This window comes from Mesorhizobium sp. B2-7-2 (assembly GCF_006440775.1).
Taxonomy (GTDB): Bacteria; Pseudomonadota; Alphaproteobacteria; order Rhizobiales; family Rhizobiaceae; genus Mesorhizobium.
Genome location: NZ_VFTZ01000005.1, coordinates 1 through 14,850, shown reverse-complemented (window position 1 = coordinate 14,850; position 14,850 = coordinate 1). Strand labels below are relative to the sequence as shown.

The 14,850-nt window shown below is 64.5% G+C and carries 17 protein-coding genes; 11 read left to right on the top strand and 6 right to left on the bottom strand.

Features of this window, described 5'->3' with window-relative positions; genetic code table 11:
• The first annotated feature begins 186 nt into the window (after positions 1-186).
• Positions 187-999, top strand: a complete 813-nt coding sequence (locus tag FJ425_RS08500) for a VOC family protein (RefSeq protein ID WP_140627583.1) — start codon at positions 187-189, stop codon at positions 997-999.
• A 245-nt stretch (positions 1,000-1,244) separates the two neighbouring features.
• On the opposite strand, the gene purB is transcribed toward FJ425_RS08500, so the two are convergent.
• Positions 1,245-2,552 carry an adenylosuccinate lyase gene (gene purB, locus FJ425_RS08495; RefSeq protein ID WP_140627585.1) on the bottom strand — a complete coding sequence of 436 codons (1,308 nt, stop codon included), beginning with the start codon at positions 2,550-2,552 and terminating at the stop codon, positions 1,245-1,247.
• A 275-nt stretch (positions 2,553-2,827) separates the two neighbouring features.
• Here purB and FJ425_RS08490 point away from each other — a divergent pair, with 275 nt between their 5' ends.
• Positions 2,828-3,085: a DUF2171 domain-containing protein gene (locus tag FJ425_RS08490; protein WP_140546895.1), complete on the top strand. Its 258-nt coding sequence runs from the start codon at positions 2,828-2,830 to the stop codon at positions 3,083-3,085.
• Between the two features lie 7 nt (positions 3,086-3,092).
• On the opposite strand, the gene FJ425_RS08485 is transcribed toward FJ425_RS08490, so the two are convergent.
• Complete coding sequence (locus FJ425_RS08485; RefSeq protein WP_140627587.1) at positions 3,093-4,109, bottom strand: P1 family peptidase; 1,017 nt, start codon at positions 4,107-4,109, stop codon at positions 3,093-3,095.
• A complete protein-coding gene (locus tag FJ425_RS08480) occupies positions 4,109-5,179 on the bottom strand; it encodes a branched-chain amino acid ABC transporter substrate-binding protein (protein WP_140627589.1) in 1,071 nt (356 codons plus the stop codon). Before FJ425_RS08480 ends, FJ425_RS08485 begins: the two co-directional genes overlap by 1 nt.
• A gap of 191 nt (positions 5,180-5,370) precedes the next feature.
• Here FJ425_RS08480 and FJ425_RS08475 point away from each other — a divergent pair, with 191 nt between their 5' ends.
• The 7 genes from FJ425_RS08475 (at position 5,371) to FJ425_RS08445 (ending at position 11,743) form a co-directional block, all read left to right on the top strand.
• Positions 5,371-5,865 carry a flavin reductase gene (locus FJ425_RS08475; protein ID WP_140546892.1) on the top strand — a complete coding sequence of 165 codons (495 nt, stop codon included), beginning with the start codon at positions 5,371-5,373 and terminating at the stop codon, positions 5,863-5,865.
• A gap of 28 nt (positions 5,866-5,893) precedes the next feature.
• Positions 5,894-6,817 carry a MoxR family ATPase gene (locus FJ425_RS08470; protein WP_140546891.1) on the top strand — a complete coding sequence of 308 codons (924 nt, stop codon included), beginning with the start codon at positions 5,894-5,896 and terminating at the stop codon, positions 6,815-6,817.
• A 5-nt stretch (positions 6,818-6,822) separates the two neighbouring features.
• Positions 6,823-8,073, top strand: coding sequence for a VWA domain-containing protein (locus tag FJ425_RS08465; protein WP_181175847.1), 1,251 nt, complete (start codon positions 6,823-6,825; stop codon positions 8,071-8,073).
• An 86-nt stretch (positions 8,074-8,159) separates the two neighbouring features.
• The gene (locus FJ425_RS08460) at positions 8,160-8,498 is read left to right on the top strand and encodes an XdhC family protein (RefSeq protein ID WP_140722749.1); all 339 of its coding nucleotides are present in this window, start codon (positions 8,160-8,162) and stop codon (positions 8,496-8,498) included.
• Positions 8,499-8,504: 6 nt separating this feature from the next.
• Positions 8,505-9,209 carry an XdhC family protein gene (locus FJ425_RS08455; RefSeq protein WP_140546888.1) on the top strand — a complete coding sequence of 235 codons (705 nt, stop codon included), beginning with the start codon at positions 8,505-8,507 and terminating at the stop codon, positions 9,207-9,209.
• Positions 9,206-10,822 (top strand): molybdopterin-binding/glycosyltransferase family 2 protein, encoded by a 1,617-nt coding sequence (locus tag FJ425_RS08450; protein WP_140722746.1) that lies wholly within the window; start codon positions 9,206-9,208, stop codon positions 10,820-10,822. Before FJ425_RS08455 ends, FJ425_RS08450 begins: the two co-directional genes overlap by 4 nt.
• 33 nt (positions 10,823-10,855) lie before the next feature.
• The gene (locus FJ425_RS08445; RefSeq protein ID WP_140722743.1) at positions 10,856-11,743 is read left to right on the top strand and encodes an alpha/beta fold hydrolase; all 888 of its coding nucleotides are present in this window, start codon (positions 10,856-10,858) and stop codon (positions 11,741-11,743) included.
• 16 nt (positions 11,744-11,759) lie between these two features.
• On the opposite strand, the gene FJ425_RS08440 is transcribed toward FJ425_RS08445, so the two are convergent.
• Positions 11,760-12,809 (bottom strand): DUF1176 domain-containing protein, encoded by a 1,050-nt coding sequence (locus FJ425_RS08440; RefSeq protein ID WP_140722740.1) that lies wholly within the window; start codon positions 12,807-12,809, stop codon positions 11,760-11,762.
• Between the two features lie 140 nt (positions 12,810-12,949).
• On the opposite strand from FJ425_RS08440, the gene FJ425_RS08435 reads away from it, so the two are divergent.
• The gene (locus FJ425_RS08435; RefSeq protein WP_140722738.1) at positions 12,950-13,456 is read left to right on the top strand and encodes a DUF1993 family protein; all 507 of its coding nucleotides are present in this window, start codon (positions 12,950-12,952) and stop codon (positions 13,454-13,456) included.
• Between the two features lie 53 nt (positions 13,457-13,509).
• Here the strand turns inward: FJ425_RS08435 and FJ425_RS08430 are convergent, their stop codons facing one another.
• Positions 13,510-13,674 (bottom strand): DUF1127 domain-containing protein, encoded by a 165-nt coding sequence (locus FJ425_RS08430; RefSeq protein WP_140546832.1) that lies wholly within the window; start codon positions 13,672-13,674, stop codon positions 13,510-13,512.
• A 51-nt stretch (positions 13,675-13,725) separates the two neighbouring features.
• A complete protein-coding gene (locus FJ425_RS08425) occupies positions 13,726-13,965 on the bottom strand; it encodes a hypothetical protein (RefSeq protein WP_140546833.1) in 240 nt (79 codons plus the stop codon).
• A gap of 118 nt (positions 13,966-14,083) precedes the next feature.
• Here FJ425_RS08425 and FJ425_RS08420 point away from each other — a divergent pair, with 118 nt between their 5' ends.
• Complete coding sequence (locus FJ425_RS08420; protein WP_140722735.1) at positions 14,084-14,542, top strand: hypothetical protein; 459 nt, start codon at positions 14,084-14,086, stop codon at positions 14,540-14,542.
• Positions 14,543-14,850 lie beyond the last annotated feature (308 nt).

Sequence of the window (14,850 nt, the reverse complement as noted above, 5' to 3'; positions counted from 1 at the left end):
CGAGCGGCCTTCTTGGCTGCAACCCTGTCGGAAAATTCGGAGCGATCACAATTGTGAACAACTTGTTCGATTCTTGCTCTCTTGTGTGAACGAGCGCAATCGACGATTTGGAGGGGAACAAGGAACAATGGCTGGCGGCCACGACAATCCCATGCTGGGATAAGCGCTGCCCGAACGGAGAGTTTGATGAGCGAACTGCCTTTTGCCGCGACCACCCCGGTCAGCGTGTCGCGTGTCGGGCTAAAGGCGCGCGATGCCGAAAGCCTGGCGGCCTATTACCGCGCCGTCGTCGGCCTGCAGGAATTGAGCCGCACCGACGGCGCGATCACGCTCGGCGCAGCCAATCGGCCGCTGCTGGTGCTCGAACAGGCTTCGTCGGCCAAGCCCGACGATCCGCGAAGCGCCGGCCTTTTCCACACAGCTTTCCTTTTGCCGTCGCGCGCGGACCTTGGCCGCTGGATCAGCCACGCCGCCGCCAACCACATCGGGATCGAGGGCGCCTCCGACCATCTGGTCAGCGAGGCGCTCTATCTCACTGACCCAGAGGGCAACGGCATCGAGATCTATGCCGATCGCCGCCCGCAGGACTGGAAATGGAACGGCGACCGTATTGCTATGGCGACCGAGCGGCTGAATCTGCCGGCGGTGGTGGGTAGCGTGCCGGCGGGCGATGCCGGCTGGCAGGGCGCGCCGGATAACACCATTGTCGGCCATGTGCATCTGCGCGTCGGCCGGCCGGAGGACGCCGAGGCTTGGTGGCATGACCAGTTCGGCTTCGACACCGTCGCCAAATATGGCGGTCAGGCGGTGTTCCTGTCGTCCGGCCATTACCACCACCATATCGGCGCCAATGCCTGGCAGAGCGCCGGCGCCGGCCGCCGCGATCCGTCGCGCTCGGGCCTCGCCTGGGTCGAGATGCGCTCGGACAATGTCAAGGATGAGACGAGCCGTGAGGACCCGTGGGGCACGGTGATCAGGACCGTGCCTGGGAAGGCTTGAGCGACGGCTGCGTCAAGCTGGAGTACCCCTCATCCGTCTCGGCGCTAGCGCGCCGATCCACCTTCTCCCACAAGGGGAGAAGGGAAGACCGCGCCGGCGCCACTGCCAATCGCGGCATCGGTGATTAGCTGAGGCGCGGGCGCCAAATTCCCCCTTCTCCCCTTGTGTGAGAAGGTGGCTTGTCGCGAAGCGACAAGACGGATGAGGGGTGTTCCAGCCGGGCGCCAGCGCGCCTTTGTTCGGCCTCAAGCTTCCCCGAACACCCGCCTGAAGATCGTGTCGACATGCTTGGTGTGATAGCCGAGGTCGAATTTCTCGCGGATTTCGGCTTCGGGCAGCGCCGCCGTGACGTCCTTGTCGGCAAGCAGTTCCTCCAGGAAATCGGCGCCGTGTTCCCAGACTTTCATAGCGTTGCGCTGCACCAGCCGATAGGCGTCCTCGCGTGACAAGCCGGCCTGAGTGAGCGCCAGAAGCACGCGCTGCGAATGCACCAGGCCGCGGAACTTGTTGAGGTTCTTTTCCATGTTCTCGGGGTAGACGAGCAGCTTGTCGACGACGCCGGTCAGGCGCGACAGCGCGAAATCCAGCGTCACAGTCGCATCCGGCCCGATCATGCGCTCGACCGAGGAATGCGAAATGTCGCGCTCGTGCCAGAGCGCCACGTCTTCCATCGCGGGCATGGCGTAGGCGCGCACCATGCGGGCAAGGCCGGTGAGATTTTCGGTCAGCACCGGGTTGCGCTTGTGCGGCATAGCCGACGAGCCCTTCTGGCCCGGCGAGAAATACTCTTCCGCTTCCAGCACCTCGGTGCGCTGCAGATGGCGGATCTCTATGGCGAGGCGTTCGACCGACGAGGCGATGACGCCAAGCGTGGCAAAGAACATGGCATGGCGGTCGCGCGGGATGACCTGCGTGGACACCGGCTCCGGCTTCAGGCCAAGCTTTGCCGCCACATGCTCTTCGACATAAGGCTCGATGTTGGCGAAGGTGCCGACGGCGCCGGAAATGGCGCAGGTGGCGATGTCTTCGCGCGCGTGCACCAGCCGTTCGCGGCAGCGCGAGAACTCGGCAAAGGCCTGCGCCAGCTTGACGCCGAATGTGGTCGGCTCGGCATGGATGCCATGGCTGCGGCCGATGGTGACGGTGTCCTTGTGCTCGAAGGCGCGGCGCTTCAGCGCCGCAAGCAAGGCGTCGATATCGGCAAGCAGGATGTCGCTGGCCCGGGTCAACTGCACGGCAAGGCAAGTGTCGAGCACGTCCGACGAGGTCATGCCCTGGTGGATGAAGCGGGCATCCGGTCCGACGAATTCGGCGAGATGGGTCAGGAAAGCGATGACGTCATGCTTGGTGACGCGTTCGATCTCGTCGATCTTGGCGACGTCGAATTTGGCGGCGCCGCCCTTTTCCCAGATCGTCTTCGCCGCTTCCTTCGGAATGACGCCGAGCTCGGCCAGCGCGTCGCAGGCATGCGCCTCGATCTCGAACCAGATGCGGAAGCGGGTTTCGGGCGACCAGATGGCGACCATTTCCGGCCGGGAATAGCGAGGGATCATCCGTTTTCTAAGTCCTGCCTGGGAGAAAGCGTCGGCCGCGTCCTAACAGAGCCAGGCCCAATGCTCAACGCCGCTGCCGCGCAAACCAGATGCTGACCCCGACAAGTGTTGCAAACCGAGAGCGTCGTCGGTTTGTCATCTGTCTCATCAGCGTCATGCTAATCACGCCACGATGGACGAGACGCGCCGTGCGATGCATCCAATCCGGCGTTCATTGGTTATTGTCGGCCGTCTCGCATCCGAAAGGGCAAATCGCCATCCAGCGGAGAACCAGCATGAGCACCGACATCAGCAAGATACGCGGACACATGGAAGTGATCGGCGCCGACGGCGTCCATATCGGCACAGTCGACAAAGTCGAGGGTGACCGGATCAAGCTGACCAAGGCCGACAGCGGCATGGGCTCGCACAAGAACCATCATCACTACATTTCGCTTGCCCTGGTCGCGGAAATCGACGGCCAGAAGGTGTGGCTCTCCGCGAATTCGGATGTCGCGGTTACCTTCGAGGAAGAAAAATCCGATCCGACTTGATTAGCCGTCAACGCGACGACCAAACAGGAAACAGGTCGCCCTCGGCCGGTGTCGCGGCATGGACGCCGCGGCTGATCGCGCGCGCCATGGTGGCGCCTGCCGCGGCGAACAGGTCGATCGCGGCATCGGCGCCGAGTTCGATGCCGCTCCTGCCGGTCGCCAGGGCAAACACGAGATCGCCGTCCGCCGGCGTGTGCGTCGGCCAGATGGCGCGTGCGAAGCCGTCATGCGCCGAAATCGCCAGCCGCTTGGCCGCGGCCTTGGTCAGGACAGCATCCGTGGCGATGACGGCGATGGTGGTGCTGCCGCCTTCGACCTCGCCGCCCATTTGCCTGTCGCGGTATTTCAGCAGGATCTTCCTGGCATCTTCAGGCAGCGGGGCCGGGTAGCCGAGGCCGCCGAACTCGTCGCCGATCTCGAAGGGCGCCGCCCAGAAATGGGGGCTGCGGCCGACCGTCACCGAGCCGGTCGGATTGACGGCGGCGAGCGCACCGATGGTGACGCCGCTGTCGAGCACGGTCGAGGCGGAGCCCAGCCCGCCTTTCAGGCCGGAGGTCAGGGCGCCGGTGCCGGCGCCCGCCGTGCCGATGGCGAAGTCGACGGTTGCCGCCTGCACGGCCTCATAGCCGAGCTCGCGATAGGGTGGATAGCGGCCCCAATCCTTGTCGCCGCCATTGCGCAGGTCGAACAGGATCGCGGCCGGCACGATCGGCACGCGGAAGCCGCCGACCTCGACGCCGATGTCCTTTTCGCGCAGCGCCGCCTGCACGCCCGAGGCTGCGTCGAGGCCGAAGGCGGAGCCGCCGGACAGAACGACGGCATGGATCGTCGCGATCGAGTTCTGCGGCTCGAGCAGGTCGGTCTCGCGCGTGCCCGGCGCGCCGCCCAGTACCTGGACGCCGGCAACCGCGGGCTCGTCGCACAGCACCACCGTCACGCCGGATTTGAGACTGGCGTCGGCGGTATTGCCGACGCGAAGGCCGGCGACGTCGGTGATCAGATTGCGCGGACCAGTGCGGAACATCACTTGTCCTCCAGCGGCTCAAAATGCGTGCCGTCGAAGCGGAAGAGGCGGAACGGGTTCTGGCTGAGATCGCCCTTGTCGTCGAAGCGGACGGTGCCGATCGCGGTCGCAAAATCACGGCCGGTCAGGGCTTCGCCGAGCGGCTGCCCAGCGCTTTCCGCACCGGCCAGCGCGGCCTTGGCGACCTCGACCGCGGCATAGGCCGGAAGCGTGTAGCCGTCCGGCACGATGTTCTTCGCTGCGAATGCCTGCACCACCTTGGGATCGGCGATCTCCGACCATTCCGGCGGGGCGATCATCAGCGTGCCGACGGCATAGGGCACATCGCCCGGCGGCGTGCGCAGGTTTTCGCCGCCGGCAAAGGTGATGCCGGCATCGAGACGGGCGGCGTCGCGGCCCATGATGGCGATGTCGTCGCCGTCGCCGCCGGCGAACACCTTGGTCGCGCCGGCCTTCTTCAACCGGCCGATCAGCCCGATCTGGTTGTCGAGCTGCGGCCGGAACGTGTCGGTGAAGACCGGCTTCAAGGCAGCCTGCTCGGCTGCGGCGCGAAAGGTCTCGGCCATCTCGCGGCCATAGATGGTGCCGTCATCGACGATGGCGAACAGGTCGTCGCGCCAGAGCTGGATTAGCTTGGCGGCGACCGCATTGCGCTCATCGTCGCCGCGCGGGCCGAGCCGGTAGACCGGCCAGCCGGTCTTGGCGCGCCGGTCGGTCAGGCTTTCGGTACGCACGCCGACGGTGATGACCGGGATGTTGGCATCCTTGAGGATCGGCAGCGCCGCCTCGATCGCGTCGGTGCAGAGAAAGCCCACCACGACATTGACCTTGGCGTCGACGAATTCCTTCGCCGCCGCGGCGCCGCCATCGGCGGTGCAGGCATCGTCCACGGCCTTGATCGCGATGCCGTTCGCTTCGGCCGCCAGGCCGGCGCCGGCCGCGATCTGCTTGCCGAGGATCGCCGATGGGCCGGAAAGCGGCGCGGCAACGCCGACCAGCGTCTCGGCGTCGGCGCTCGCGGCCAGCGACAACCAGAGCAGCGCGGCTGATGTCGTCGTGAGAAGACGCATTCGGGCTAAGAGATCCTCCATGCCGGGAATACAGTCCCGACACTATTCCAGGAAATGCCTAAAGGCTGGCTAAGCGCCGCGCAACACGCGAATTTGCGGATTGCGGTCAAGCACTTCGCCCATGCTATGCAACTTGTGGCGTGCAATATGCCGCCATATATAACGGACTGGTTTCGACAGGTGGACATCGGGTGCTGAAGATCAATGACATCGGGCCGCAGCATTATCGCGATGCGATGGCCCATTTTGCCGGCCATGTGCATGTGGTGACGACCGACGGGCCTGGCGGCAAAAGGGGCGCGACGGTGATCGCCGCCTGTTCGGTTTCGGACACCCCGCCGACGGTGCTGGTCTGCCTCAACCGCGAGAACGCCAAGAACGAGGCTTTCGTCAAGAACGGCAAGTTCGCGCTCAACACACTCGCATCGGACCAGGAAGCCGTATCGGTCGCCTTTTCAGGCGTCACCGGCCTGCCGGTGGAGGAGCGCTTCGCGCTTGCCGAATGGGATGTGATCTCGACCGGCGCCCCGACGCTGAAAGGCGCGCTGGCCGTGTTCGACTGCGAGATCATCGATAGCAAGGACCTTGCCACCCACCGTGTGCTTTTTGGCAAGGTGACAGGCCTGCGCATCGGCGATAATTTGCGACCGCTGATCTACCACAACCGCGGCTATCATTTTCTTTGAACGTGCAAGCGGGATCCACGGAGACAAGATGACCGCGCCGCGCCCCGCGCCGAAGACGATCGACGAAACGCTCGATCTTTTGACAGGCGCGGATTATGTCGCGGACCGTTCGCTGGCAACGGTGCTGTTTCTTTCACTGCGCATGAAGCGGCCCTTGTTCCTCGAAGGCGAGGCGGGCGTCGGCAAGACCGAGATCGCCAAAGTGCTGGCCGGCGCGCTCGGCCGCCGGCTGATCCGGCTGCAATGCTATGAAGGGCTCGACGTCTCGTCGGCCGTCTATGAGTGGAATTATGCCGCGCAGATGATCGAGATCCGCATGGAGGAAGCGGCGGGCACGGTCGTCCGCTCCGATATGGAGCGCAACGTCTTTTCCGAGAAATACCTGATCCGCCGTCCGGTGCTCGACGCGCTGACCGGCAAGGCTGGCGCGGCGCCGGTGTTCCTGATCGACGAGCTCGATCGCACCGACGAAGCTTTCGAGGCGTTCCTGCTCGAAATCCTTTCTGATTTCCAGGTCACAGTTCCCGAGCTTGGCACGATCAAGGCGGAAGAGCCGCCGATCGTCATCATCACCACCAACCGGACGCGCGAAATCCACGACGCGCTGAAGCGTCGCTGCCTCTACCACTGGGTCGACTATCCGAACGCCGAGCGCGAGCTGGAGATCGTGCGGCGCAAGGTGCCGCAGGCGAACCGCCGGCTGTCGGCAGAGGTCGTGTCCTTCATCCAGAAGCTGCGCCAGGTCGAGCTGTTCAAGGCGCCCGGCGTCGCCGAAACCATCGACTGGGCTGGCGCGCTGACCGAGCTCGACAAGGTGGCGCTCGATCCGGAGACCGTGTCGGACACAATCGGCGTGCTTCTAAAATACCAGGACGATATCGCCCGTATCGGCGAGGGCGAGGGCCGGCGCATCCTCAATGAGGTGAAGGCCGAGCTGTCGGCGGCGGAGTAGGCGCGATGCCTGTGCCGCGTCCGGAACCCAAGGAGGCGCTCGCCGATGGGCGCATCGCCGATAACATCGTCTATTTCGCGCGGGCGCTGCGCAAGGCCGGCATGCGCGTCGGCCCGGCCTCGGTGAAGGACGCCATCGAGGCGGTGCTTGCCGCCGGCATCGGCTCGCGCGACGATTTCTACTGGACGCTGCATGCAGTGCTCGTCTCGCGGCGCGAGGATCATCCCGTCTTCGACGAGGCCTTCCGCCTGTTCTGGAAATCGCGCGAGCTGATCGAGAAACTGCTGGCGATGTTCTCGCCGGTCGCACCGGACGATTGCGAAAAGCAGAAGCCGCGGGCGGCCGAGAACCGCGTCAGCCAGGCGATGTTCGAGGGCCATCGGAAGAACCAGCCGGTCCGGGAAGTGCCGGAAATCGAAGTCGATGCACGGATGACTTTTTCCGGCAATGAGGTGCTGCGCGGCAAGGATTTTGCCCAGATGGATGCGGCGGAGATGGCCGAAGCCAAAAAGGCGATTATGGCCTTGCGCCTGCCCTTCGATCTGATCCGCACGCGGCGCTTCAAGGCGGACGCGCAAGGGGGCCGCATCGATCCGCGCGCCATGATGCGCTCGGCCGCGCGTACCGGCGGCGAACTTATCCTGCCAAAATTCCGCTCTCCGCGCGAAGCGCATCCGCCGCTGGTCGTGCTGGCCGATATTTCCGGCTCGATGAGCCAGTACACCCGCATCTTCCTGCATTTCCTGCATGCGCTGACGGAGAAGCGCCGGCGCGTGCACGCCTTCGTTTTCGGCACGCGGCTGACCAACCTGACCCGCCAGATGCGCCATCGCGATCCCGACGAGGCTCTGGCCGAATGCTCGGCGGCGGTGAAGGACTGGTCGGGCGGCACCCGCATCGGCGACACGCTTGCCGAGTTCAACCGGCTGTGGTCGCGGCGCGTGCTGGGGCAGGGCGCCGTGGTGCTTCTCATCACCGACGGGCTGGAGCGCGACGACGTCGCCGGCCTTTCGCAGGAGATGGAGCGGTTGCATAAATCCTGCCGGCGGCTGATCTGGCTCAATCCGCTGTTGCGCTTCGACGGCTTTGAGGCCCGCGCCCGTGGCGTGAAAGCGATGCTGCCCTATGTCGACGAATTTCGGGCGGTGCATAATCTCGACGCGCTGGCCGATCTTTGCGCCTCGCTCGACCAGCGGCCGGCGGCTTCGGTCGATCCGCGCCGCTGGGCGCGAACTGGCGAGAGGCAGGCCGCGTAGCCATATGTTTCCTTGGCGGGAAACCAACGTTTACCGTAGGGACGACCAAGGTTTTCCTTGAAAAACAGACTTTGCGAGAAGCGACGATGGATGAGAGCATTTATCTCGATGAGGCCCGCGATCCCCTGATCATCGCGGAAGGCTGGATGAAGGATGGCAAGGATGTCGCCATCGCGACCGTGGTCGAGACCTGGGGTTCGGCGCCTCGCCCGGTCGGCAGCCATCTGGTCATCGACGCCGAGGGGAATTTCCATGGCTCGGTCTCCGGCGGCTGTGTCGAGGGCGCCGTGGTGACGGAGGCGATGGACGTCATCGGCTCGGGCAAGGCCAGGATGCTGGAATTCGGCGTCGCCGACGAGACCGCCTGGCAGGTGGGCCTGTCCTGCGGCGGCCGCATCAAGGTCTATGTCGAGCGGCTGGGCTGATCACAGATGGATCCCTACGTCCTGAAGACACTCAACGAAGAACGCCGCGCCCGCCGCGCCGCGGTGCTTGTCACCGACCTTGGCGACGGCCGCGACCGCATCGTGCGCGAGGGCGACCATGTTGCGGGCGATCTCGGGGCGGCAATCTCCGATGCGTTCCGCACCGGCAATTCGAGGTCGGTGGAGGCGGAAGGGCGGACGTTCTTTCTCAACGCGCATCTGCCGCGCCCGCGCCTTGTGGTGATCGGCGCCGTTCATATCAGCCAGGCGCTGGCGCCGATGGCCAGGATCGCCGGCTATCCGGTCGAGATCATCGATCCGCGCACCGCCTTCGCTACCCCGGAACGCTTCCCCGACGTCGCGCTGCACGCCGAATGGCCGCAGGATGTGCTGAAGCGCGCGCCGCTCGACAGCTATACCGCCCTTGCCGCCGTCACCCACGATCCGAAGATCGACGATTTCGCGCTGAAGGCGGCGCTCGACGCCCGATGCTTCTATGTCGGGGCGCTGGGCAGCCGCAAGACCCACGCCAAGCGTGTCGAACGCCTGCTGGCGCTCGGCGCCGGTGCCGACCAGATCGCGCGCATCCACGCGCCGATCGGCCTCGATATCGGTGCTGCCAGTCCGGCCGAGATCGCCGTCGCCGTCCTTGCGCAGACAATCCACGCCTTCCGCTCGCGCGGTCTCGAAGCAAAAGGCGCCGTGGCGTGAAATTCGGGCTGGTGCCGATCGACGAGGCGGAAGGGGCGGTGCTGGCGCATGCGACCACCGCTGGCGAAAAACGCTTCCGCAAAGCGCACCGATTGAGCCGCGAGGATATCGCGGCGCTCAAGGCGGCGGGCGTCGGCGAGGTCGTCGCCGCGGTTCTTGCCGAGGACGATCTTGGCGAAGATGCCGCTGCCGCTAAGATCGCCGCCGCCATGAGCCACCGCAACATCGAGGTCAAGCCGGCTGCGACCGGGCGGGTGAATTTGTACGCGGAAGCCTCGGGCGTCTTTACCGTCGACGCCGCAATGATCGACGCCATCAATGCCGTCGATCCAGCCATCACCATCGCGACGCTGGCGCAGCACACGCCGGTCGAGAAGGGCCAGATGGTGGCGACGGTCAAGATCATCCCCTTTGCCGTCGCCGCAAGCCTGGTGGACAGCGTGGTGAGAATTTGCGCCGGCCGCGAGATATTTGCCGTCAATGCCTATCGGCCCGTTACTGTCGGGGTCATCCAGACGGTGCTTCCCGGCGTCAAGCCGAGCGTGCTCGACAAGACGCTGCGCGTCACCGAGGCGCGGCTGGCGCGTTTCGGCGGCCGACTGACGGCCGAGCGGCGCACGCCGCACGACGTGGCGCCGGTCGCCGCGGCCGCAACCGCGCTGGCGCGCGACAACGACATGGTGGTGATCTTCGGCGCCTCGGCGATGAGCGACTTCGCCGATGTCGTGCCGGCCGCGATCGAACAGGCCGGGGGTACCGTCGTCCGCGCGGGCATGCCGGTCGATCCCGGCAATCTGCTGGTGCTCGGAACGCTCGACGGCAAGCGTGTCGTCGGTGCGCCCGGATGCGCGCGCAGTCCGAAGGAGAATGGCTTCGACTGGGTACTCGATCGCCTGGTTGCCGGGCTTGAGGTGACGGCGGGCGATATTGCCGGAATGGGCGTCGGCGGGCTTTTGATGGAAATCCCGACCAGACCGCAGCCGCGCGAGCCGGCGCCGCAGCCGGCAAGATCGGCGCTGAAAGTCGATATCGTGCTGCTGGCCGCCGGCCGCTCGAGCCGCATGGGCGGGCCGAACAAGCTTCTGGCGCTGTTTGACGGCGAGCCGCTGGTGCGCCGTACCGCCTCCCGCGCGCTGGCCTCGAAGGCCGCCGCCACCGTCGTCGTCACCGGCCACCAGCGCCAGCGCGTGCGTTCCGCGCTTTCCGGTCTCGGTGTGAGGGTCGCCGACAATCCGGACTTCGCCGATGGCCTCGCTTCGTCGTTGAAGGCGGGCATCGCCAAGGTCGCGCCCGACGCGGCCGGCGCCATGATCGTGCTTGGCGACATGCCCGGCGTTTCGTCGAAAGACCTCGACAGCCTGATCGACGCGTTCCGCAGCTCCGACGGTCGCTCCGTGGTGCGCGCTTCGCACCAAGGCAAGCGCGGCAATCCGGTGCTTTTGCCGCGATCGCTTTTCGCGGCCGTCGCGCAGCTCGAGGGCGATACCGGGGCGCGGCATTTGGTCGAAGCCGAGGGCCTCGACGTCATCGATGTCGAGATCGGGCAGGGTGCCTCGATCGATGTCGACACACGCGAGGCGCTGGAAGGGGCGGGCGGCGTTCTGCAGGATTGACAAAGCGGAGCCGAATTTCGCATGCCTCTCGGCATGGCTTTGCGTTTCCGACTTTTCTTCGCCCTGATCGCCGCGACAGCGCTTTCCCTCTCGACGGCCGAGGGGCAAACGCTTTCGCTAAAATCCTTCAAGGACGATCTCTTTGCCTATCCGGCGACACTGTCGACCGGCGACAACGGCGCTTACACCGTCCTCGACTATCGCGAGATGCGCGACATCAACCAACGCGACGAGGTGCCGGAAAAGCGCGTGCATGCGCAATACACCGATCCCGGTGTGCGCAAGGTGCAGCAGGACCTGATGCTGAAGACCGATGCCGGCGATATCAGGCATGTCGCGGTCGGCCGGACGGAAAGCGCGTCCATCATCGTGCTCTACCTGCACGGGCAAGGCGGCAGCCGCAAGCAAGGCGTCGACGACTTCACCTTCGGCGGCAATTTCAACCGCATCAAGAACCTGATGGCCGCCAACAACGGTCTCTATCTTTCGCCGGATTTTCCCGATTTCGGGGACAAGGGCGCGGCGCAGGTCGCAGCGCTCATCGACCACTATGCCGAGACATCGCCGGGCGCGAAGATCTTCGTCGCCTGCGGCTCGATGGGCGGGTTGATCTGCTGGAAGCTCGCCGCGCGCAAAGATACTGGCGGCCGCATCAACGGCCTGCTGCTGCTCGGGTCGCTGTGGGACGACAGCTTTCTCACCAGCCCCGCCTTCAAGCGCCGCGTGCCGGTGTTCTTCGGCCAGGGCAGCCACGACGTGGTCTTCCCGGTGGAGAAGCAGGAAGCCTTTTTCCGTTCGATCCTCGCCAGGAAGGCTTATCCGACCCGCTTCGTGCGCTTCGAGACCGGCACGCACGGCACACCGATCCGCATGGTCGACTGGCGCGGCACGCTGAACTGGATGCTGACGCGGGCTCCCTGATTTCCTCTGCCGGGGCTCAAGGCGCCGTGTTGTAGTCGATGACCGTCTGCGGATTTTGCTCGCCGTCGTAGGATGCATCGACGTCATACTGGACAAGCGAGAAATCGCCGTTGCGGAAGAGGTAGGTTCCCGATGACGAGGCATCCCCCACACCACGCCATTTGTTGGATGTGGTGATGGTTTTCGTGTTGTCGTCATAGTCCGAGTTGGTCGCCCAGCCGCTGGTCTTGAAACCGATGATGTGGATCGATTCGATCTTGCCTTCGCTGTTGTTGTTCTCATAGCGGATGTCGAGATCCGGCTCGGTGAACTGCAACTGTGAGACGCCGTTGACATCGTCGGCGATGTAGTAGACCGCCGTCTCGTTGTAGGCGGCCATCGAGCAGAAGAAGCGGAACAGCCGCGTCTCGCGTTCCGGGTCGCTGGGCTGGGAGTCCTTGTCCTTATAGTGGATGGAATGAGCCTCGGGCTCGCCGATCGGCTTGCCGTCTGGATCCTGCTTGTCGCATTGACCGGCATAGGTGGCGAGGAAGGCCTTCTTGGCCTGTTCCAGGGCCTCGTCCTTCTTCGGCGGCGGCGGACCCTCGCCGCAGCTTGCCGGCACGGCGCTGTCGAAATCCTCGGTCGACGGCTTCAACGCGCCCTTGTCGATGAAGATCGGCTGAAAGGGCGGCTCCTGGATCTGCGCATTGACCTGGCGGACCGTGTAGCAGCCGGCGAAAACCTTGGCGTCGCCTTTCTTGTCGGTCGCCTGGATGGCAACCGGGACGCTGTAGTAGATGCTGCCGGCAGCACCGTCCTCCGAGACAGCGCCAGTCTTGACTTCGACGCTGTCGGTGCCGTCGTAACCCTTGACGAAGGCGTTGAAATCCTTTGCCGGCTTCGTATCGCCGAAATAGCCCCAGGCACGGGCGAATTCGTGACGGTTGATGGCGCTGTAAAGCGAGCGGACGACCGCATCGGCGCTTGATCGGTCATCGACATAGGGCGCATCCGCCGCGAGCGCGGAATGCGTGAAGCCGGCCAATGAGAAAAAGACAGTCGCTGCGAAAGTAGCTCTTTTCATCGAATCCCCCGCGGTAACGAAAATACTACCACGGCGATTGCGGCGGCGCGGTGACGCCGTGGACATGGCCGCTTGAAGAATCGTGGCGGGAGGCGCTAGTTCACGGCCCGCGGCGCTGGGCCGCGTGGGGAGATTTGCCCGTGACCATTTCCATGTACGACATATCGGTGGGCGTTTTTTCAGCCAGGCTGAAGGCGCTGGCCAGCGTCTTGACGGCGGCAGAGCAGAATGCCGGCGAACGCAAGATCGATCCGCAGGTGTTCCTCACGGCGCGGTTGGCGCCCGACATGTTTGCGCTGGCCAGACAGGTCCAGATCGCCACCGACCATGCCAAGGGCGCGCCGTCGCGGCTCGCCGGGCGCGAGGTGCCGAAATATGAGGACAATGAAGCGAGCTTTGCCGAGTTGCAGGCCCGGATCGCCAAGACGGTCGATCATCTGGCGACGTTTGCGGCGGCCGATCTGGAAGGATCTGAGGACAGGACGGTCGAAGTGCGGCTCGGCGGCCGCGAAACCACGCTGCCCGGCCTGCAATATCTGCTGCATCTGGCGATGCCGAATTTCTATTTCCACGTCACCACGGCCTACGACATCCTGCGCCACAATGGCGTGCCGCTCAGCAAGCAGACTTTCCTCGGAAATCGTTGATTTTGAATGGCTTGGAGGTTTCCCGGGATTCCGGGAAACCTCTTTGGCTCAGCTCAGCGGATCGACATTTCGCGAGCGATGCGCGGAAAATCCGCCGGCTTGACGCCGATATCGGCGCGGTCCGCATTGCTCATCGCGTTCAGAAGCGCAAGCGCCGAGCGGTAACGCTGGTGTTCCTGCGGCCTCGGCCGAGCGAACATTTCAGTGAAGAACCCCATGACTCAGTTGCCCCAGTTGGTCCTCCCGACTCCAAGCATATAGGCGATTTGTTAAAATTGTGCAGTGCAGCATTTGCATGGCTGCCATGCCGCGACAATTTTTCCCGCCACAATCGATTTTCCGTGAAACTTTTCGGCAGGCTCGACCGTAGGCACCCGTGCCGGCACATGGCTGGCTTTTTCCTCGCCACTCCTGGCGACCTTGCCGGACTGCACGAATGAGCAGTCCGGCTTTTTATTTTCCGATGCCGTCTTGTCCGATGCCGTCTTGCCGGGCGGAAAAGCCGCCAATTGTTAACATCACCAGAATTCATTCTTAACGAGAGCGCCCTATCTTGGCGGCATCACTGCATGCCGTCACGACAGGGAGGTTGAGATCGGCACCGGGAACAAGCTCGATTTCGCTTCGTTGCTCGACGACCTGATCGTCGCCTCCGAGAAAGGCGAGGACGAGGGCGCCCGGCCGTCCATCCCGTTCGATTATCTGTCCGTTGCCGATGAACTGCATTCCGGCCGCATCAAGGTCGCCGGCGAGAGCGTCGCCGCCGAATATCGCGAGCAAGGCTCCGACCTTGCTGCCGAGTTCGCAGCACTTCTCGATCAGGCGAAACTGGCGCTTGCCGGCGAAGAGCACTGGCCGGAGGAGAAGCTGCCGCCGATCGATCCCGAAGCGATCGCCGGCGAGCTCGGCCTCGACCGCCCCGCCAAGAACGCCGATTTCGGTCGCATCCGCCGTAACTTCGCTTTCGCCAACCACCCGGACCGGGTCGCGCCGCATCTGCGCCAGCGCGCCATGATCCGCATGCAGGTGGCCAACATGCTGATCGACGAGGCCAAGCGGCGGGCTTTGGCCGGGGCCAGGCGGTAGTTCCCTCCATCAGAGACTTCAACTGTTCGCTTCGGCGACCCGTCGCAAGCCATCGAAATTGGCTGGAGCTCTCCAATATTCGTCATCCTTGGGCGTAGCGACGCGAAGCGGAGCGCAGACCCAAGGATCCATTCCGTGACCTTCAACGTAGAGTGCAACGGTGCAGAATTCTGTAATCGCTGCAACGCCTTAAGGTAACGGAATGGATTCTAGGGTCTGCGCGCGTCGCTTCGCTCCTTGCTCCGCCCTAGAATGATGGGTGGACGGCCCCTTGCGGCATCGAATGTGCCAAACTGGCCGTGTTGAAA

Coding starts and splice junctions, on each gene's coding strand:
- FJ425_RS08465 (WP_181175847.1), top strand. CDS start 6,823: ATGCCTGTGCCGCGTCCGGAACCCAAGGAGGCGCTCGCCGATGGGCGC.
- FJ425_RS08500 (WP_140627583.1), top strand. CDS start 187: ATGAGCGAACTGCCTTTTGCCGCGACCACCCCGGTCAGCGTGTCGCGT.
- FJ425_RS08480 (WP_140627589.1), bottom strand. CDS start 5,179: ATGCGTCTTCTCACGACGACATCAGCCGCGCTGCTCTGGTTGTCGCTG.
- FJ425_RS08485 (WP_140627587.1), bottom strand. CDS start 4,109: ATGTTCCGCACTGGTCCGCGCAATCTGATCACCGACGTCGCCGGCCTT.
- purB (WP_140627585.1), bottom strand. CDS start 2,552: ATGATCCCTCGCTATTCCCGGCCGGAAATGGTCGCCATCTGGTCGCCC.
- FJ425_RS08445 (WP_140722743.1), top strand. CDS start 10,856: ATGGCTTTGCGTTTCCGACTTTTCTTCGCCCTGATCGCCGCGACAGCG.
- FJ425_RS08470 (WP_140546891.1), top strand. CDS start 5,894: ATGACCGCGCCGCGCCCCGCGCCGAAGACGATCGACGAAACGCTCGAT.
- FJ425_RS08460 (WP_140722749.1), top strand. CDS start 8,160: ATGGATGAGAGCATTTATCTCGATGAGGCCCGCGATCCCCTGATCATC.
- FJ425_RS08430 (WP_140546832.1), bottom strand. CDS start 13,674: ATGGGGTTCTTCACTGAAATGTTCGCTCGGCCGAGGCCGCAGGAACAC.
- FJ425_RS08490 (WP_140546895.1), top strand. CDS start 2,828: ATGAGCACCGACATCAGCAAGATACGCGGACACATGGAAGTGATCGGC.
- FJ425_RS08440 (WP_140722740.1), bottom strand. CDS start 12,809: ATGAAAAGAGCTACTTTCGCAGCGACTGTCTTTTTCTCATTGGCCGGC.
- FJ425_RS08455 (WP_140546888.1), top strand. CDS start 8,505: ATGGATCCCTACGTCCTGAAGACACTCAACGAAGAACGCCGCGCCCGC.